This is a genomic window from Methylobacterium isbiliense, assembly GCF_022179325.1.
GTDB lineage: Bacteria > Pseudomonadota > Alphaproteobacteria > Rhizobiales > Beijerinckiaceae > Methylobacterium > Methylobacterium isbiliense.
On sequence record NZ_BPQQ01000053.1, the window covers coordinates 1 to 17,344 of the forward strand.

The 17,344-nt window shown below is 70.7% G+C and carries 17 protein-coding genes and 1 other RNA gene; 11 read left to right on the forward strand and 7 right to left on the reverse strand.

The window, feature by feature from the left end:
- Nucleotides 1–64: 64 nt before the first annotated feature.
- Both MFF61_RS21530 and MFF61_RS21535 read right to left on the reverse strand, forming a co-directional pair.
- Nucleotides 65–916, reverse strand: a complete 852-nt coding sequence (locus MFF61_RS21530) for a transketolase (protein ID WP_238238300.1) — start codon at nucleotides 914–916, stop codon at nucleotides 65–67.
- 11 nt (nucleotides 917–927) lie between these two features.
- Nucleotides 928–1,677: an SDR family NAD(P)-dependent oxidoreductase gene (locus tag MFF61_RS21535; protein WP_238238303.1), complete on the reverse strand. Its 750-nt coding sequence runs from the start codon at nucleotides 1,675–1,677 to the stop codon at nucleotides 928–930.
- Nucleotides 1,678–1,915: 238 nt separating this feature from the next.
- Here MFF61_RS21535 and MFF61_RS21540 point away from each other — a divergent pair, with 238 nt between their 5' ends.
- Nucleotides 1,916–2,374, forward strand: a complete 459-nt coding sequence (locus MFF61_RS21540; RefSeq protein WP_238238306.1) for a PaaI family thioesterase — start codon at nucleotides 1,916–1,918, stop codon at nucleotides 2,372–2,374.
- A 21-nt stretch (nucleotides 2,375–2,395) separates the two neighbouring features.
- Here MFF61_RS21540 and MFF61_RS21545 read toward each other — a convergent pair whose 3' ends face one another.
- On the reverse strand, nucleotides 2,396–3,418 hold the full coding sequence (locus MFF61_RS21545) for an alpha/beta fold hydrolase (RefSeq protein ID WP_238238308.1): 1,023 nt from the start codon (nucleotides 3,416–3,418) through the stop codon (nucleotides 2,396–2,398).
- 65 nt (nucleotides 3,419–3,483) lie between these two features.
- Between MFF61_RS21545 and ffs the strand changes: the two genes are divergently transcribed.
- From ffs to truA, 7 genes are all read left to right on the forward strand, one after another.
- Nucleotides 3,484–3,580: signal recognition particle sRNA small type (ffs, locus tag MFF61_RS21550), an RNA gene on the forward strand.
- A gap of 63 nt (nucleotides 3,581–3,643) precedes the next feature.
- Nucleotides 3,644–5,500, forward strand: coding sequence for a DNA polymerase III subunit gamma/tau (locus tag MFF61_RS21555; protein ID WP_238238311.1), 1,857 nt, complete (start codon nucleotides 3,644–3,646; stop codon nucleotides 5,498–5,500).
- 52 nt (nucleotides 5,501–5,552) lie between these two features.
- Nucleotides 5,553–5,876 (forward strand): YbaB/EbfC family nucleoid-associated protein, encoded by a 324-nt coding sequence (locus MFF61_RS21560; RefSeq protein WP_238238322.1) that lies wholly within the window; start codon nucleotides 5,553–5,555, stop codon nucleotides 5,874–5,876.
- 218 nt (nucleotides 5,877–6,094) lie between these two features.
- The gene (gene recR, locus MFF61_RS21565; RefSeq protein ID WP_238238326.1) at nucleotides 6,095–6,700 is read left to right on the forward strand and encodes a recombination mediator RecR; all 606 of its coding nucleotides are present in this window, start codon (nucleotides 6,095–6,097) and stop codon (nucleotides 6,698–6,700) included.
- 83 nt (nucleotides 6,701–6,783) lie between these two features.
- The gene (gene def / locus MFF61_RS21570; protein WP_238238329.1) at nucleotides 6,784–7,299 is read left to right on the forward strand and encodes a peptide deformylase; all 516 of its coding nucleotides are present in this window, start codon (nucleotides 6,784–6,786) and stop codon (nucleotides 7,297–7,299) included.
- A 14-nt stretch (nucleotides 7,300–7,313) separates the two neighbouring features.
- Nucleotides 7,314–8,267: a methionyl-tRNA formyltransferase gene (gene fmt, locus MFF61_RS21575; protein WP_238238332.1), complete on the forward strand. Its 954-nt coding sequence runs from the start codon at nucleotides 7,314–7,316 to the stop codon at nucleotides 8,265–8,267.
- A 1-nt stretch (nucleotide 8,268) separates the two neighbouring features.
- A complete protein-coding gene (gene truA, locus MFF61_RS21580) occupies nucleotides 8,269–9,012 on the forward strand; it encodes a tRNA pseudouridine(38-40) synthase TruA (protein ID WP_238238334.1) in 744 nt (247 codons plus the stop codon).
- 81 nt (nucleotides 9,013–9,093) lie between these two features.
- Here truA and MFF61_RS21585 read toward each other — a convergent pair whose 3' ends face one another.
- The 3 genes from MFF61_RS21585 to uvrB all read right to left on the reverse strand — a co-directional run bounded on the left by MFF61_RS21585 (nucleotide 9,094) and on the right by uvrB (nucleotide 13,089).
- Nucleotides 9,094–9,789 carry a YidB family protein gene (locus tag MFF61_RS21585; RefSeq protein ID WP_238238337.1) on the reverse strand — a complete coding sequence of 232 codons (696 nt, stop codon included), beginning with the start codon at nucleotides 9,787–9,789 and terminating at the stop codon, nucleotides 9,094–9,096.
- A 153-nt stretch (nucleotides 9,790–9,942) separates the two neighbouring features.
- Nucleotides 9,943–10,236 (reverse strand): hypothetical protein, encoded by a 294-nt coding sequence (locus MFF61_RS21590; protein WP_238238339.1) that lies wholly within the window; start codon nucleotides 10,234–10,236, stop codon nucleotides 9,943–9,945.
- 96 nt (nucleotides 10,237–10,332) lie between these two features.
- Complete coding sequence (gene uvrB / locus MFF61_RS21595) at nucleotides 10,333–13,089, reverse strand: excinuclease ABC subunit UvrB (RefSeq protein WP_238238342.1); 2,757 nt, start codon at nucleotides 13,087–13,089, stop codon at nucleotides 10,333–10,335.
- Between the two features lie 237 nt (nucleotides 13,090–13,326).
- Between uvrB and MFF61_RS21600 the strand changes: the two genes are divergently transcribed.
- From MFF61_RS21600 to MFF61_RS21610, 3 genes are all read left to right on the forward strand, one after another.
- Nucleotides 13,327–13,974 carry an SOS response-associated peptidase gene (locus MFF61_RS21600; RefSeq protein WP_238238344.1) on the forward strand — a complete coding sequence of 216 codons (648 nt, stop codon included), beginning with the start codon at nucleotides 13,327–13,329 and terminating at the stop codon, nucleotides 13,972–13,974.
- A 128-nt stretch (nucleotides 13,975–14,102) separates the two neighbouring features.
- Complete coding sequence (locus tag MFF61_RS21605; RefSeq protein WP_238238346.1) at nucleotides 14,103–15,323, forward strand: glycosyltransferase family 61 protein; 1,221 nt, start codon at nucleotides 14,103–14,105, stop codon at nucleotides 15,321–15,323.
- Nucleotides 15,324–15,383: 60 nt separating this feature from the next.
- The gene (locus MFF61_RS21610) at nucleotides 15,384–16,313 is read left to right on the forward strand and encodes an SAM-dependent methyltransferase (RefSeq protein WP_238238348.1); all 930 of its coding nucleotides are present in this window, start codon (nucleotides 15,384–15,386) and stop codon (nucleotides 16,311–16,313) included.
- Between the two features lie 77 nt (nucleotides 16,314–16,390).
- On the opposite strand, the gene MFF61_RS21615 is transcribed toward MFF61_RS21610, so the two are convergent.
- Nucleotides 16,391–17,293, reverse strand: coding sequence for an inositol monophosphatase family protein (locus MFF61_RS21615; protein WP_238238351.1), 903 nt, complete (start codon nucleotides 17,291–17,293; stop codon nucleotides 16,391–16,393).
- Between the last annotated feature and the right edge of the window lie 51 nt (nucleotides 17,294–17,344).

Here is a 17,344-nt window from a genome sequence, read left to right on the forward strand (position 1 = left end):
GCCGAGGTGGTGAGCCGCGGCCCGCCCTGCAGCAGGTGCGTCGGCCTCTCGTACTTCGAGCGCTTCATTCCGCCCTCCCCTCGGACAAGACCGCGAGCGCCTGGCTCCATTCCGCCGGCTCGACACGCAGGAAGTGATTGCGCTCGCGCGCTTCGAGGAACGGCACGCCCTTGGCCATCTTGGTGTCGCAGATGATGACCCGGGGCTTGGGCTCCGGATGGGCCTTGGCGGCGTCGAAGGCCGCCACCAGCGCGTCGATGTCATTGCCGTCGACCCGCTGCACGAACCAGCCGAAGGCCTCGAATTTCGGCGCCAGCGGCTCGAAGTTGAGGACGCCCGTCGAGGGGCCGTCCGCCTGCATGCCGTTGACGTCCACGATCCCGATCAGGTTGTCGAGCTTGAACGAGCCCGCCGACATGGCGGCTTCCCAGGTCGAGCCCTCGTCGAGCTCGCCGTCGGAGAACATGTTGAAGACGAAGGATTTGGAGCCCTTGCGCTTGAGCCCGAGGGCGAAGCCCACCGCGATGCCGAGCCCGTGCCCGAGGGAGCCGCCGGTGATCTCCATGCCCGGCGTGTAGGCCGCCATGGCGGACATCGGCAGCCGGCTGTCGTCGCAGCCGTAGGTCTCGAGCTCGTCCTCCGGCAGGATGCCGGCCTCGATCAGCGCCGCGTAGAGCGCGATGGCGTAGTGACCGATCGAGAGCAGGAAGCGATCCCGGCCCTCCCATTCGGGATCCTCGGGCCGGTAGGTCATGGCGTGGAAGTAGGAGACCGCGAGCACGTCAGCGATCCCGAGCGCCTGGGCGATGTAGCCCTGGCCCTGCACCTCGCCCATCCGCAGCGCGTTGCGGCGGATGCGGTAGGCGCGCTCGGGCAGCGAGACGTTGGTGCCCGCCCTCTGGTCGGTCGTCGACATTCGTCCCTCCGTCAGTGGATCAGCATGCCGCCGTTGACGTCGATGACCGCGCCGGTGGTGTAGGCGGAGAGGTCGGACGCCAGGAACAGGCAGGCCTTGGCCACGTCGTCGGCGACGCCGAGGCGGGCGAGCGGGATGCCCTTGATGATCTCGGCCTTCAGCGCGTCGGTGAGCTTGCCGCCGGTGATGTCGGTCTGGATCAGGCCGGGCGTCACCGAATTGGCGCGGATGCCGTCGGGGCCGAGTTCGCGGGCCATCGCCTTGCACAGGCCGAGCACGCCGCCCTTGGCCGCGCTGTAGTGCGGCCCGCCGAAGATGCCGCCGCCGCGCTGGGCCGAGACCGACGACATGCAGACGATCGAGCCCGATTGCTGCGCCCGCATCTGCGGGATCACCGCCTGGCTCATGTAGAGCGTGCCGCGCAGGTTCACGTCCGTCACCGCGTCGTAGTTCTCCGGCGCGATGTCCATGATCTTGAGCGGCTGGGTGATGCCGGCGTTATTGACGAGCACGTCGATGCGCCCGAAGCGGCCCACCACCTCGTCGGCGGCGCGCTGGCAGGCCGCCCGGTCGACGACGTTGCAGGCGAGCCCGAGATGGTCGGGGCCGATCTCGCGGGCCGCGGCTTCCGCCTGCCCGGCATCGAGATCGAGGATGACGACCCGGCCGCCGTGCTCGGCGAACAGGCGGGCGGTGGCGCGGCCGATGCCGCGAAGGGATGCGGCGCCCGTGATCAGGCACACCTTGTCGGACAGTAGCACAGCACCCTCCCTGTCGCGGATCGACCGCGTTCGCGCGACGAACGGGAGGGATCGGGCGGGTCTCGCCTCGCTCCGGCTCTCCGGCGCTGGGGCCGGGGCGTTTCCTCGCGTTCTCGTTGGCTGCACCGTGCCAGCCGGGACGCGGGGCGACAAACGCGGTTTTTGCAGCGTAAGGTGAATCCCGTTCACCTCTTGCCCGGGCCGGCCTGCCGCGCTTCGGCGGCCCAGGGAGACCGCGATGAGCCGGACCGCGATGAGCCAACACACCTTCCGCGATCCCGGCGCGGAAGCGCGCGTGCGGGCGAGCTTCGCTCACCAGGGCCTGATGGCCACCCTGGGGGCGGACCTGATCCTGATCGCGCCGGGCCGCGTCGAGATCGCCCTGCCCTACCGCCCGGCGCTGACGCAGCAGAACGGCTACTTCCATGCCGGGGGCACCGCGGCGATCGCCGATTCGGCCGGCGGCTACGCCGGCTTCACGCTGTTTCCCGCCAACACCGACGTGCTCACGGTCGAGTTCAAGCTGAACCTCGTGGCTCCGGCCGAGGGCGACCGGCTGGTGGCCGTGGGCGAGGTGATCCGCGCGGGGCGCACCCTCACGGTCTGCGACCTCAAGGTCTACGGCGAGCGCGGCGACCGCCGGACGCTGTGCGCCGCGGGCATGCAGACGCTGATCTGCGTGCCCGAGCGGCCATAGGATGGGACGAGGCCCTGTCGCCTACTTCCCCGCCAGTTCCTTCAGCAGCGCCTCGTGGAACCGGTCGGGCGCCTCGACCTGGGGCGAGTGGCCGAGGTCGGAGAACTCCACGAGCTTGGCGTCCGGGATGCGGCGGGCCGCCTCGGGGCCGAGCTGGTCGTAGCGGCCGAGCGTGCGGGCGAGGTCGGCGGGCGCGCGGTTGGCGCCGGGCGCGGTGCGGTCCTTGCCGCCCACGATCAGCACGGTCGGCACCCGCAGGCGCTCGAACTCGTGCACGACCGGCTGGGTGAAGATCATGTCCGAGGTCTGGGCCTGATTCCACGCCACCCGCTCCGCCCCCGGGCCGGCGTAGAGCCCGGCCTGCATCTGCACCCAGCGATCGTAGTCCGGCTTCCACTGGCCGTCGTAGTAGAAGCGCAGCTGGTAGGCCTTGATGCTCTCGGCGGTGGTCTTGCGCTCCTGCTCGTAGTTCTTCTCGATGGTCTGGTAGGGCACGCCCTTGGCCTGCCAGTCCTCCAGCCCGAGGGGATCGACCATCACCAGCTGGTCGACCGCGTCCGGGAACATCAGGGCGTAGCGGGCGGCCAGCATGCCGCCCATCGAGTGGCCGATGATCGTCGCGCGCGCGAGGCCGAGGGCCTGCAGCAGCCCGTGCGTGTTGGCGGCGAGCTGGGGGAAGCTGAACTGGTAGCCCTGCGGCTTGGTGGATTTGCAGAACCCGACCTGATCGAGGGCGAGCACCCGGTACCCGGCCTTCGTCAGCGCGCCGATCGTCCCCTCCCAGGTGGCGGCGCAGAAGTTCTTGCCGTGGAGCAGTACGGCGGTGCGGCCGTTCGCCGGGGCGCTCGGCGCCACGTCCATGTAGGCTATCGAGACGGTCTGGCCCTGCGAGGTGAAGGCGTGGCGGCGCACCGCGTGAGGGTAATCGAAGCCTTCGAGTTCGGGACCGTAGGTCTCGGCGGCCCGCGCGGGCGCAGCGAGGCCCGGCAGGGCGCCCAGCAGGCTCGCGGCCAGGGCGAGGCGGACGGTGGGGCGGCGCGTCATCGGGGTCCTCCGTGCGGGACAAGCCCGCGCTTGCGTTTCCGGGTCCGGCCGCTCATATAGGCGCCGGGAGGTTGGCGGGGGACGTTTCACTCGCCAACCGGGTCAGGTCCGGAAGGAAGCAGCCCTAACGAGAACGAGCGGGTTCTCGTCCAGCCTCCCACCCCACTCGCCACGAGCGCGTGCGCCGGGCCTCGCGGCCCGGCCCGCCCTCCCGATGCTCAGCGCATGGACGAGACCTCCGGCACGCCCTCGACCGACGAGCCGGGTTTCCCGGGTTTTGCGGCGCCCTCCCCCCCGACGCCGGCCTCCGCGCCCTACCGGGTGCTGGCGCGCAAGTACCGCCCGAAGGACTTCGACGACCTGATCGGCCAGGGCGCGATGGTGCGCACGCTGGCGAACGCCTTCGAGGCCGGCCGGATCCCGCAGGCCTGGATGCTCACCGGCGTGCGCGGGGTGGGCAAGACCACTACCGCCCGCATCCTGGCGCGCGGGCTCAACTACGCGCTCGCCGACGACCCGAAGGCCGGGCCGACCATCCGCATGCCGGGCCTCGGCCTGCACTGCGCGGCGATCATGGAATCGCGCCACATCGACGTGCTGGAGATGGATGCCGCCTCCCACACCGGCATCGACGACGTCCGCCAGATCATCGACGGCATCCGCTACGCCCCCGTCTCGGCGCGCTACAAGGTCTACATCGTCGACGAGGTCCACATGCTGTCCGAGAAGGCGTTCAACGCCTTCCTGAAGACGCTGGAGGAGCCGCCGCCGCACGCGAAATTCGTGTTCGCCACCACCGAGATCCGCAAGGTCCCGGTCACCATCCTGTCGCGCTGCCAGCGCTTCGATCTGCGCCGCGTCGAGGCGGGCGCGCTGATCGCCCACCTGCAGCGCATCTGCGAGGCCGAAGCCGTCGCGGCGGAGCCGGAGGCGCTCGCCGCCATCGCGCGGGCGGCGGAAGGCTCGGTGCGCGATTCGCTCTCGCTCCTCGATCAGGCCATCGCGCACGGGGCGGGCCGCGTCGCGGCCGAGACCGTGCGCGACATGCTGGGTCTCGCCGACCGGGCGCGGGTCATCGACCTGTTCGAATCCTGCATGCGGGGCGACGCGGCCGCGGCCTTCGCGGAACTGCGCGCCCAGCACGAGGCCGGGGCCGACCCCTCGGTCGTGCTCCAGGACCTCGCCGAGTTCACCCACCTCGTCACGCGCCTCAAGGTCGCCCCTGACAGCGCGCGGGCCGATACCGGCCTGAGCGAGGCCGAGCGCGCCCGCGGCGGCGATTTCGCCGACCGGCTCTCGGTGCGCGCCCTGTCGCGGGCGTGGCAGATCCTGCTCAAGGCCATCCCCGAGGTGCAGGCCGCCGCCCGCCCGCTCGCCGCCGCCGAGATGGCCCTCGTGCGCCTGATCTACGCCGCCGACCTGCCGACGCCCGACGAGGCGTTGCGGCAGGTCCGGGAGGGCGGCGCCCTCGCGGGCGCGGCGCCCCCCCGCCCCGCGCCAGGCCCCTCGTCGGGCGGGCCGGCGGTCCTTCGGGCCGTGCCGGATCCGCGGCCGCTGCCCGAGGCGCGCGCCCTGCCCGAGATCCGCCAAGTGCCTGAGGCCCGTGCGGTGCCGGAGGCCCACCAAGTGCCCGCTCCGTCCCGCCAGGCCCCCGCGGCGGAGCCGGCGTTGCGCCTGCGCCGCTTCGAGGACGTGGTGGCGCTCGCCGACGCGCAGCGCGACATCACCCTCAAGATCGCGCTCGAACGCGACGTGCACCTCGTGCGGTTCGAGGACGGGCGCATCGAGTTCCGCCTCGCCGAGGGCGGCCGGCCGACCCTTCCCAACGATCTCGCCCGCGCCCTCGACCTCTGGACCGGCCGGCGCTGGGTGGTGGCGCTCTCGCGCGAGGCCGGGGAGCCGACGCTTGCGGCGCGCGCGAAGGCCGCGGTCGAGAGCCGCCACCAGGGCGCGGCGAGCCATCCGCTGGTCCAGGCGGTGCTGAAGGGGTTTCCCGGCGCCCAGATCATCGACGTGCGCGAGAAGGCGCCGGAGCCGGACGACGCGGCGCCGCCGCCCGAGGAGCCCGAACCCGACCTGTAGCGGGATCGCGCGCGGCGCCCCACATTGACGGCCAGACACGCGAGGACACGCCATGCGCGACATCATGGGGCTGATGAAGCAGGCCCAGGCCATGCAGCAGAAGATGACCGACCTGCAGGCCGAACTCGACACCGTCGAGGTCTCGGGCGCGGCCGGCGGCGGCGCCGTCGCCGTGACGATGACCGCCAAGGGCCTCGTCAAGGGCGTAACGATCGACCCCTCGCTCCTCGTGCCCGACGAGAAGGAGATCCTGGAGGACCTAATTGTCGCCGCCGTGAACGACGCCCGCCAGAAGGGCGAGCGCGCCGCCCAGGAGCGGATGCAGGAACTCACCAAGGGCCTGCCGCTCCCGCCCGGCATGAAGCTGCCGTTCTAGATCGTCCTGCGCGGCCGTCCGCGGAGGGCGCGGGATCTCCTCTTCCGTGCGGGATCGAAGATCCCGGGTGAGGGACCCCGGGTTCCGGCAAGCCCCATGAACCGTCCCGCTGCCGGCACCGAGGCCGTTGGCCGATTCCGACCCGTTCCGCTCCCCTCGCTCCTCCCCAACCGGGAGAGGGGATCCCGCGATCGATCCTTTGCCCCGACAGGAGTGTCATGCCTCAAGCCGTCGCCGGTCCGGAGATCGAGCGCCTGATCCAGCTCCTGGCCCGGATGCCGGGCCTTGGGCCGCGCTCGGCCCGGCGCGCCGCGCTGCAGCTCATCAAGAAGCGGGAGACGCTGCTCGCGCCGCTCGCCGAGGCGATGCGGGTGGCCGTCGAGCGGATCGTGGTCTGCCGCGAATGCGGCAACGTCGACACCTGCGACCCTTGTACCATCTGCCGCGACCACGGCCGCGATCCTTCCATGCTGGTCGTGGTGGAGGATGTCTCCGACCTCTGGGCGCTGGAGCGCTCGGGCGCGGTGACGGCGCGCTACCACGTGCTCGGCGGCGTGCTCTCGGCCCTCGACGGCGTGCGGCCCGAGAACCTGAACCTCGCCCGCCTCGTGGAGCGCGCGAGCGTGCCGGAGATGAAGGAGATCATCCTGGCGCTCAACGCCACCGTCGACGGCCAGACCACGGCCCATTACGTCACCGAACTCCTCGCCCACCTGCCCGTGAAGGTGACGCGGTTGGCCCACGGCGTGCCGGTGGGCGGCGAACTCGACTACCTCGACGAGGGCACGCTCTCGGCCGCCATCCGCCAGCGCACGGCGTTCTAGAACCCGGATTTGACCGGACCCCGGCGAATCCCTATCTCGGGGCCTGAGCGGCGCCCTCCGGCCCCACACGGTTCTCACGCGACATGACCATCCGTCCCCTCGTCATCCTTCCGGACGCGCGCCTGCGCGTGATTTCCGAGCCGGTCGGCACGATCACGGGCGAGGTGCGCAAGCTCGCGGCGGACATGCTGGAGACGATGTACGACGCCCCCGGCGTCGGCCTCGCCGCCATCCAGGTCGGGGAGCCGACCCGCATCGTCACGATCGACACCTCCAAGGACAAGGAGGCCCGCAATCCCCTGGTGCTGCTCGACCCCGCGATCGTCTGGTCGTCGCCGGAGACCCGGGTCTACGAGGAGGGCTGCCTGTCGATCCCCGAATACTACGCCGAGGTGACGCGGCCCGACCGCGTGCGGGTGCGGTTCCGCACCCTCGACGGCGAGACGGTGGAGCAGGAGGCGGACGGGCTGCTCGCCACCTGCCTGCAGCACGAGATCGACCACCTCAACGGCGTGCTGTTCATCGATCACCTGTCGAAGCTCAAGCGCGACCGGGTGATCAAGAAGTTCGCCAAGGCGGCCAAGCGCGAGGCCGCCTGAGGCCGGGATCCGTCATGTCCCTCAAGGTCGTCTTCATGGGCACCCCGGATTTCGCGGTGCCGACCTTGGCCGAGATCGTCGGTGGCGGCCACGAGGTCGTGGCGGTCTACACCCGCGCCCCGGCCCCGGCCGGGCGCGGCATGGCGCTCAAGCCCTCCCCGGTGCAGGCGCTCGCCGAGCGCTTCGGCCTGCCGGTCCTGACCCCCGCCACCCTGCGCACCGCCGAGGCGGCCGAGACCTTCCGGGGCCATGGGGCGGACGTCGCCGTGGTGGTGGCCTACGGCATGATCCTGCCGCCCGCGATCCTCGATGCGCCCCCGCTCGGCTGCCTCAACCTCCACGCCTCGATCCTGCCGCGCTGGCGCGGCGCGGCGCCGATCCAGCGCGCCGTGATGGCGGGCGACGCCGAGACCGGGGTGGCGGTGATGCGGATGGAGCCGGGCCTCGACACCGGGCCGGTGGCGATGCTGGAGCGCGTGGCGATCACCCCCGCCATGACGGCCGGCGAACTCCACGACCGGCTGATGCCGCTCGGCGCCGACCTGATGCACCGGGCGCTCGGCGCCCTGGAGCGCGGCGGCCTCGCCTTCACGCCCCAGCCCGAGGCGGGCGTGGTCTACGCCCACAAGATCACCAACGAGGAGGCGCGGATCGACTGGGCCGAACCCGCCGCCCGCCTGCACGACCGGGTACGGGGGCTCTCGCCCTTTCCGGGCGCGTTCTTCCTGGCCGATCTCGGCCGCAATTCCGGGCCCGAGCGCGTGAAGGTGCTGCGCGCCGCGCCCGCGGAGGGCGAGGGTGAGCCCGGCACGCTCCTCGATGCGGCCGGCACGGTGGCCTGCGGCGAGGGTGCGCTCCGGCTCCTGCGCGTGCAGCCCGCCGGCAAGGGCGTGATGGAGGCGGGCGAGTTCCTGCGCGGCCGGCGCCTGGAGCCGGGTGCCCGCCTGGCGGGCGCCCTCCCCGCCTGACATGCCCCGCTACAAGCTCGTGGTCGAGTACGACGGCACCGCCTTCGCGGGCTGGCAGCGTCAGGCCGCCGACCGCACGGTGCAGCAGGCGCTCGAAGAGGCGATCTCGCGCTTCGTCAACGAGCCCGTGCGGGTGCACTGCGCCGGCCGCACCGATGCGGGCGTCCACGCCACGCATCAGGTGGTGCATCTCGACCTCGACCGGGACTGGCGCACCGACACGGTGCGCGACGCCGCGAACGCCCATCTGCGGCCCGAGCCCGTGGCGGTGCTGAGCGCCGCCCGGGTCGGCCCTGATTTCGACGCCCGCCACTCCGCGATCAAACGCCACTACCGCTACCGCATCCTCAACCGGCGCAGCCCGCCGGCCCTGACCCGGGGCGCCGTCTGGCACGTGCCCTGGGCCCTCGATGCGGGGGCGATGCACGAGGCCGCCCAGGGGCTGCTCGGCCGGCACGATTTCTCGGCCTTCCGGGCCGCCGAGTGCCAGGCGAACAGCCCGGTGCGCACCCTCGACCAACTCGACGTGGCGCGCGAGGGCGAGGAGATCGTGGTGCGCACCGCCGCGCGCTCCTTCCTGCACCATCAGGTGCGCGGCATGGTGGGCACGCTGATGCTCGCCGGCAGCGGCCGGCTCGACGCGGCCGGCGTGCGGGCGGTGCTCGATTCGCGCGATCGCGCCCGCTGCGGCCCGCTCGCCCCGCCGGGCGGGCTGACGCTCGTCGGGGTCGACTACCCGGCCTGAGCCCCAGGCGGGCCGACCCCGCGCGGCCGGGTCCGAGCAGGAACAGGCGGACCAGACCCGCGAACAGGTGACCGACTTGGGCTACCAGCCGCGCATCTCGTCGTGGGTCGGGCGCCGTCCCTGCGGGGTGAGGCCGTCGATCACGCCCGGCAGCACCTGGGCGAGCTGCGCCAGAAGGGTGTTGCGGTCGAGCCCGGTCTCGCGGCTGAGGTGGTCGACCGTGTCGGGGCCGAGGGCTTGGCCGAGTTGCTGCGGCTGGATGCCCCGGTTCTGCCCCGGCCCCACCCAGGACTCGATCACGTCGCCGAGGCCGCCGCGGCGGAAGCGGTCGATGAGCTGGTCGAGCCCCGCCGGGCCGGCATTGTCCGGGATCTCGCGATCGAGGCCGGAATACTGGTCGGCACCGGTGTCGAAGGGGTTCGGGACGCTGCCGCCGCGTCCGCCCTGCGGCGGCGCGCCGCCCGGCCCGTCGAGCATGCCCGCGAGATCCGAATAGGAATCGTCCGGGTCCGTGCCCCGGCGGCGCCGGGGCGGCGGCGCGTAGCCGGGATCCGGCCCCTCGTCGGCCTCGGGCGGGAAGCCCCCGCCGCCGCGGGGATGCGGCCGTTCCCCGCCGCCGAAGATGTCGCCGAAGCCGCCCTGCATCGCCCGGGAGGCCAGCAGCATCAGCAGCGCCTTCACGAGCGGCGACATCCCGCCGGCACCGCCCTCCTGGCGGCTCTGCCCGCCCAGCACGTTGCCGAGCACCGAGCCGATGACCTGATCGAGCAGCCCCATGACATCCTCTCCCGCACGGTCCGCAGGATTAACCCGGCCAGTGCCTGGCGGTTGCCTGGCCGGGCGGCTGCTTGGCCGGGCGGCTGCTTGGCCGAGCGGTTGCTTGGCCGAGCGGTTGCTTGGCAGCTCTCGGGGCGCGGGTGCCGGGCCGCCTCAGCGCGCGTCGCGCGCGCCGTCGCCGCCGCCCGTGGCGCGCCGGTCGCGCGCGTCGAGGTGGTCGAGCGGGTTGGTGCGGCTGCGGGTGCTGCCGGTACGCCCGACATCGCCCGGCATCACCTTGGTGTCCGGCTTGATCGCCTGGGGCGGCGCGATGTCGGCCGGGGCGCGGGTGCCGTCCGGGATATCGGCCTGGGTCGGCTGGTCCCGGCGGTCGGAGATCGCGAGGGCGGGCGCGGCGACGAGCACCAGGGCGCCGGCCAGCCATGCGGGACGAAGACGCGAGATCATGGGCCAGCCTCCGGAGCCTCTCGACCGCAAAAGCGCGAGCCGCGCTGCGGTTCCCGCGCGCGGGGTGCTCTCGCCTGCCGGACCGGTGCCCGCGGCTCAGCCGCGTCCCTTGCGGCCCTTGTACTTCGGCCGCTGGCCCGGGAAGCCCTGGGTCGAGCGGGCGGCGGGCCGCTCGGAAAAGATCGGGATCTCGCGGTCGGTGCCCGGCCCCATCTCGTCCAGGGTCGGCTTGCGGATGCGGGTGCCCTCGTCGGAGCGCCCGCGGCCGAGGGGGCCGGAGCCCAGGGGTTCGTCGGCCCCGCCCGTGCCGGGCGGCAGGTCGGCGTTGCGGCCGTAGCGGCGGCGCCCACCCTTCTCGCCGTAGCGGCCGGCCTGGCCCTCCACATCCTCCTGGCGGGCCATCGGGTCGTCCGCGACCGCGAGTTCCGTGGCCTGAAGACGCTTGAGTTCGTCGCGCAGCCGCGCGGCCTCCTCGAAGTCGAGGTCGGCGGCGGCGGCCCGCATGCGCTTCTCCAGATCCGCCATCACGGCCTTGAGGTTGTGGCCGACCGTGATGGCCCCCTTGGCGAGGCCGGTATCCACCCGCACGTGGTCGCGCTCGAACACGCTCTCCAGGATGTCGGCGATGTTGCGCTTGACGCTCTGGGGCGTGATGCCGTGCTCGGCGTTGTAGGCGAGCTGCTTGGCGCGGCGCCGCTCGGTCTCGGCGATCGCCCGCTGCATCGAGCCGGTCTCCTGGTCGGCATAGAGGATCACCCGCCCCTCGGCGTTGCGCGCCGCGCGCCCGATGGTCTGGATCAGCGACGTCTCGGAGCGCAGGAAGCCTTCCTTGTCGGCGTCGAGGATCGCCACCAGCGCGCATTCCGGGATGTCGAGGCCCTCGCGCAGGAGGTTGATGCCGATCAGGACGTCGAAGGCGCCGAGCCGCAGGTCGCGGATGATCTCGATGCGCTCCAGCGTGTCGATGTCCGAGTGCATGTAGCGCACCCGCACGCCGTTCTCGTGCAGGTACTCGGTCAGGTCCTCGGCCATGCGCTTGGTCAGCGTGGTGACGAGCGTGCGGTAGCCCGCCTGCGCCACCTCCTTCACCTCGCCCAGGAGGTCGTCGACCTGGGAGCGGGCCGGGCGGATGATCACCTCCGGGTCGACGAGGCCGGTGGGGCGGATGACCTGCTCGACGAACACGCCGCCGGTCTGCTCCATCTCCCACTTGGCCGGCGTCGCCGAGACGTGGATCGATTGCGGCCGCATCGCGTCCCATTCCTCGAACCGCAAGGGACGGTTGTCGAGGCAGGAGGGCAGCCGGAATCCGTACTCGGCCAGCGTCGCCTTGCGGCGGAAGTCGCCCCGGTACATGCCGCCGATCTGCGAGACCGTGACGTGGCTCTCGTCGGTGAAGACGAGGGCGTTGTCGGGCAGGTACTCGAACAGGGTCGGCGGCGGCTCGCCGGGCTTGCGGCCGGTGAGGTAGCGCGAGTAGTTCTCGATGCCGTTGCAGGCGCCGGTCGCCTCGATCATCTCGAGGTCGAAGGTGCAGCGCTGCTCCAGGCGCTGCGCCTCGATCAGGCGCCCCATCCGGGTCAGCTCCTCGACCCGCCACTTCAGCTCGTCCTTGATGCCCTTCACCGCCTGCTGCAGGGTCGGGCGCGGCGTCACGTAGTGGCTGTTGGCGTAGATCTTGACGAATTTCAGCGGGTTGATGGTCTTGCCGGTGAGCGGATCGAACTCGGTGATCGCCTCGACCTCGTCGCCGAACAGGCCGATGCGCCAGCCGCGATCCTCCAGGTGGGCCGGCCACAGCTCGATCACGTCGCCGCGCACCCGGAAGGTGCCGCGGGCGAAATCCGACTGGATGCGCTTGTACTGCAGCGCCACGAGGTCGGCGATGAGCTGGCGCTGCTCGATCTTCTCGCCCAGCGTCACCGTGAACGACATCGCCGTATAGGTCTCGACCGAGCCGATACCGTAGATGCACGAGACCGAGGCGACGATGATGACGTCGTCGCGCTCGAGCAGCGCGCGCGTCGCCGAGTGGCGCATCCGGTCGATCTGCTCGTTGATCGAGGATTCCTTCTCGATGAAGGTGTCGGACCGCGGCACGTAGGCCTCGGGCTGGTAGTAGTCGTAGTAGGAGACGAAATACTCGACCGCGTTGTCCGGGAAGAACGCCTTGAACTCGCCGTAGAGCTGGGCGGCCAGCGTCTTGTTCGGCGCGAGGATGAGGGCCGGGCGCTGGGTCTCCTCGATGACCTTGGCCATCGTGAAGGTCTTGCCCGAACCGGTGACGCCGAGCAGCACTTGGTCGCGCTCGGCGCGCTTCACGCCGTCCACGAGGTCGGCGATGGCCTTCGGCTGGTCGCCGGCGGGCGTAAAGTCGGATTTCAGCCGGAACGGGACGCCGCCTTCCGACTTCAGCGGCCGCTCGGGCCGATGCGGCACCCAGGGCTGGCCGTGCTTGAACAGCGGATTGCCCTCGGTCAGCAGCTTCGTCAGGGCATCGACCGTCGCCGAGACGCCGGCGCTCGCGAGCGAGGTCTCGCGCTCCTCCGGGATGTCCGGTCCGTCGTCGGGGGTGCGCAGGCCGAGCGATTGCGCCAGGGCCGGATCGACGTCCTGGACGGTGCCGTGCGCGAAGGCGGCCTGCGGCGCCTCGCCGAAGCCCGGCGCCGGTGCCTTCTTCGGCCGCCCCCGGCGGCGCGGCTCCGGCCCGGATTGGGCCGGCGCCTCCTGAACCGGCAACCGGTCGCGGTTGAGCGCCGGGTTGAGCAGTTCGGCGAGGAAGGGATCCAGCGGCTTCAGCTCGGGCTTCGACGCCTTGGCCGAAGACGGGCGGGGCTTCTTGGGGGCGGGCATGTCCGGAATATGGAGCCGGATCCCCGTACAAGGAAGAGTGTCGGCCGGATCTCGGCAGGACCTTCGTGGCCGCGATCTGGTCGAAGCCCGGCCGTTGGCGCCACCGTCTCGGATGCGGGCGTGCAACCAGATCCCGCATCATGCGCTATGCACGCCACGACGCGATGGACGGAGGTGCCTATGATCATGGTCGAGCCGGACGGCATGTCCTCGCCGACCCGGCCGTAGGGTCCACCCGTGTGCAATCTCTACAGCCTCACCCGCTCCCAGGACGAGATCCGCCGCCTCTTCGCGGTGGGGCGCGACGACGCCGGCAACCTGCCGCCGCTGCCCGGCATCTTCCCCGACCAGCTGGCGCCGGTGGTGCGCCGGACCGAGGCTGGGCGGGAACTGACGATGATGCGCTGGGGCTTTCCCCCGCCCCCGAATACCGGGACACAGCCGGTCACGAACGTCCGCAACGTTGCGTCGCCCTATTGGCGCCCCTGGCTCAAGCCGGCCTTTCGCTGCCTCGTGCCGGTCTCCTCGTTCAGCGAGTACGCGGACACGAAGCCGAGGAAGACGCCGGTCTGGTTCGCCCTCTCGGAGGAGCGTCCGCTGTTCGCCTTCGCGGGTGTCTGGCGGCCCTGGACCGGCCTGCGCGGGCCGAAGCGCGACGCGCCGGTCGAGGAGGAGCACCGGCTCTACGCCTTCCTCACGACGGAGGCGAACGGGGTCGTCGGTCCGGTCCACCCGAAGGCGATGCCGGTGCTGCTCACCACCGAGGAGGAGTGGTCGACCTGGCTCGACGCGCCCGCCGACGAGGCGCTGCGGTTGCAGCGGCCGCTGCCGGATGCGCGGATGATGGTGGTGGCGCGCGGCGAGCGCCGGGACGGTGCGGACTGAACGGCCCCCGCCTCCGCCCCGGTGCCGGATCGCCACTGCGGCGGGCCTGCGCGTCGAGTGTCGACCCCGGCCCCGCCCGCATGATAGACGACGCCGCGATCGCCCGCACACTCTCGAGCCAAGCAGGAATGAGTCGCACCACCGGATCCCTGACGTCCTGCGATATCGACATTCTGTACAAGGACGGTGGGTTCCCGGAGGCGGCAACTGTTCGCGACGAGATCTCGCCGAGGGATGCGGCGATCGAGTTCGTTGGCACACTCTACGAAGGCCGATCGTACGAGCGGCCGCTTCCGGCATCCCTGCACGCCCCGGATGAGGCCTATGCCGAGGCCCGGCTCGCAAGCCTGAACTGGATCAAGCAGACCTGGACCGGCGGATTGACGTCCGCTTTATTCTGCATCAGGAATGCGATCGTTCTGGACAATGCCATCTACTTCCAGAATGGGGACGAGATCCGGGGCATCTATGAGACGTTCAGGCCCCAGGATCTGTCTCATCTGCCCTTGAACGACCCGGACGTGACGTTCGTCGAGGCGGCTCGCTCTCCGGACACGATCGATCTGATCTTCAACAATGGCGGTTCGTTCAACTACGGTCATTGGATCGTCGAAGACCTGCCGCGCCTGAAGGCGTTCTGGATCCTGCGGCGGCTGTTTCCCGACAAGAAGATCAATATCGTATTCAGGAATTATCATCCGATCATCGACCAGATCCGGTTGCAATCCATCGATCTGCTGCTGAGAGGAAGCGACTACACGATCACCAGGATCAATCGTGAGGATGCCCACCACTTCGAGAGGTTGTACTACGCATCTCCGGTGGCGGTTCCCCCGGCGCTGAAATCGCCGGAGGCGCTCCGCTTCGTGGCCTCGCGATTGCGCAGACAGGTCCTTGGCGTTCGCGTGAAGGCGTTCTGCAGGCGGCTATACGCGAACCGCTCCGTGCCTCTGCGTCGCAAGCTGTTCGTCGACCGTTCCGCCAGTTATGGCCGGAGCTTGAGCAACCGCCACGAGGTGCTCGCGGTGCTGGCCCGGTACGGCTTCGAGATCGTGGATCCCCTGTCGATGAGCTTCCAGCGTCAGGTCGCGACCTTCGCGGATGCACGCCTCGTCGTCGGCATCATGGGCGCTGCCATGACCAACACGATGTTCTGCAAGCCCGGTTCTACTGTCGTTCACTTGGCGGCGCAGGGCTGGGACGACCCGTTCTTCTGGGATCTGGCCTCTGCTTGCAGCCATACATGCCATATCCTATACGGCAGCAACGAATCTATCGAGCAGCCGAACCGGGATCCTTTTGCCATCGACGTCGAGCGGCTGGAAAAAATTCTGGCAGAATTGGCTTAGCCGTACGATCTCCGGGCGTGATGTTAGACCGTAGGTATCCTGTCGAAGGCCTGTGTTGACATGACTGAACAGCGTAACATCGACCCCGCTCTGCAGGATTTCGCCATGCGCCTGGGCGGCGAGCTGGGCGTGAACGGCAGGATCCACGACGGCGACTTCATCTTCTGGTTCGTGCACGACATCAGCCCGGCCGATGCCAGGGAGGGTGCGGTCCGGGCCTATCACCTGGGCGGCCGGCACGATGCCGAGTTCCTCGGAGACGTGCTGCAGCAGCACAAGATGCAGAAGGACGGTCTGTCGATACTGGATTTCGCTTCGGGCTACGGACGGGTCTCGCGCCACATCGCGCGAGTCGTTCCCCATGCGCAGGTTCATGCCTGCGACATCCACGAAGACGCGGTCCGCTTCCTCGAATCGATCGGCATCCCTTCCTTCATCTCGCATGTGGATCCGGACAAGTTCACCGCTCCCCAGACGTACGACGTGATCTTCGTTCTGTCGTTGTTCACGCACCTGCCGAGGCGTACCTGGGGGCGATGGCTGAAGGTGCTGGCCGACTGCCTCAACCCCGGCGGTCTCCTGGTGTTCTCGGCGCATGGGCCGCACATCTGGCGTCATTGGAACCGCTGCCCACTCGATGCGGACGGCTACGTGTTCCACGGCGGGAGCGAGCAGAAGGATCTGTCGTCGAGCGATTACGGCAACACGCTGACCATGCCGGAATACGTGATCAACGTGATCCGCGCGAACCGGCTTCATCTGGAGAGCTATCGGTCCGCAGGCATCGGCGACCACGATGTCTACGTCATCCGGGCGGTCGACGACACTCTGAGATTGCCGTCGCCGGAGCAGCTGGCCCACCAGCATCGGCTGCACGTCGTCGCGATGCAGCACTATCACAGCAAGATCCGCCCCCTCGTCCGCGACTACAGGATCAGGATCAAGCGCACCGTGAAGCACCTGTACCGCGCGGCCCGAAACAGGAACTGACGCCGGGTCCGCCGCCGCCGGGTCGGACGGAGAGCCGTCTCGCGGGGCCCGGCGCATCGCCGGCCTGCGGAGGCGGCTCAAGCCGCTCCGGTCGGGCAGGCCCGCACGGCTCGGGCGAGGATGCCGGCCTGATCGCGGTCGCGGCACAGCATCCAGAGCGCATCGTGGCCCGAGAACCGGTCGTCGAACAGGTCGATCAGCATCGCGGGGGGCGGCGCCAGATCGGGCCAGCGATGGAGGCCGAACCCGAGCGCCTCCAGCACCGGCAGGATCGGGGCCGCGTCCCAGAACATGTGGTTCTGGAAGGTCGCGTCGAGCCGGCCCAGCGCCACCAGGGCGGCATCCGAGATCGCGCTGCTCTCGCCCCACGGGAAGACGCCGTGATCGTAGTCGAGCGTGTAGCGCTGGGCCGCGACCGGCAGCCAGCCCACGTGGAAGGTGCGCCTGTCCGGCCGCAACAGCGGGCGCAGCGCCTCGGCGCGACGGCCGCCGCGGGTCGGCGCCCAGTAGGCCGTCCCCTCGACCGCGGCGAGCAGCAGGCCGCGCTGCTCCTGCGCCGGGGCGGTCCGAAACGGATCCGTCCTGTCGTCGAACCATGCGGGCAGGCTGAGCACGCTGGCGCGCGGCCAGCCCGCGCGGCACGCCGCCACCATCGTGCCCCAACTCGCGAGCCCGCCCGCGTAGGGCTTGGTTCCGTCGACCGGATCGCCCACGAAGGTCCAGTCGTCCTCGGCCAGCAGGCGCCGCGCGGTCGCATGGCCGAGGTCGAGGGCGGTCTCCTCCTCGATCAGGCGCGGGCCGAACCGCTCGTGCAGCAGGCGGCTGATCGCGAGGTCGGCCTGGGTCAGGGCCTGCCCGAGCCCCGCATCCTTGTAGGTCACGGAGAGTCCGGCCTCGCGCTGGCGCAGGGCCACGAGGGCGGCGTCCTCCGCGAAGGCGAGCAGCCGGGCGAGGATCGCTGAAGCGGGTGCATCGGTCATGGGCGCGACCCTAGTGCATTGACGCATTGAGAAGATTCACAGGAGGCGTCA

Coding starts and splice junctions, on each gene's coding strand:
- MFF61_RS21530 (WP_238238300.1), bottom strand. CDS start 916: ATGTCGACGACCGACCAGAGGGCGGGCACCAACGTCTCGCTGCCCGAG.
- MFF61_RS21540 (WP_238238306.1), top strand. CDS start 1,916: ATGAGCCGGACCGCGATGAGCCAACACACCTTCCGCGATCCCGGCGCG.
- MFF61_RS21545 (WP_238238308.1), bottom strand. CDS start 3,418: ATGACGCGCCGCCCCACCGTCCGCCTCGCCCTGGCCGCGAGCCTGCTG.
- MFF61_RS21555 (WP_238238311.1), top strand. CDS start 3,644: ATGGACGAGACCTCCGGCACGCCCTCGACCGACGAGCCGGGTTTCCCG.
- MFF61_RS21560 (WP_238238322.1), top strand. CDS start 5,553: ATGCGCGACATCATGGGGCTGATGAAGCAGGCCCAGGCCATGCAGCAG.
- recR (WP_238238326.1), top strand. CDS start 6,095: ATGCCTCAAGCCGTCGCCGGTCCGGAGATCGAGCGCCTGATCCAGCTC.
- def (WP_238238329.1), top strand. CDS start 6,784: ATGACCATCCGTCCCCTCGTCATCCTTCCGGACGCGCGCCTGCGCGTG.
- fmt (WP_238238332.1), top strand. CDS start 7,314: ATGTCCCTCAAGGTCGTCTTCATGGGCACCCCGGATTTCGCGGTGCCG.
- truA (WP_238238334.1), top strand. CDS start 8,269: ATGCCCCGCTACAAGCTCGTGGTCGAGTACGACGGCACCGCCTTCGCG.
- MFF61_RS21585 (WP_238238337.1), bottom strand. CDS start 9,789: ATGGGGCTGCTCGATCAGGTCATCGGCTCGGTGCTCGGCAACGTGCTG.
- MFF61_RS21590 (WP_238238339.1), bottom strand. CDS start 10,236: ATGATCTCGCGTCTTCGTCCCGCATGGCTGGCCGGCGCCCTGGTGCTC.
- uvrB (WP_238238342.1), bottom strand. CDS start 13,089: ATGCCCGCCCCCAAGAAGCCCCGCCCGTCTTCGGCCAAGGCGTCGAAG.
- MFF61_RS21605 (WP_238238346.1), top strand. CDS start 14,103: ATGAGTCGCACCACCGGATCCCTGACGTCCTGCGATATCGACATTCTG.
- MFF61_RS21610 (WP_238238348.1), top strand. CDS start 15,384: ATGACTGAACAGCGTAACATCGACCCCGCTCTGCAGGATTTCGCCATG.
- MFF61_RS21615 (WP_238238351.1), bottom strand. CDS start 17,293: ATGACCGATGCACCCGCTTCAGCGATCCTCGCCCGGCTGCTCGCCTTC.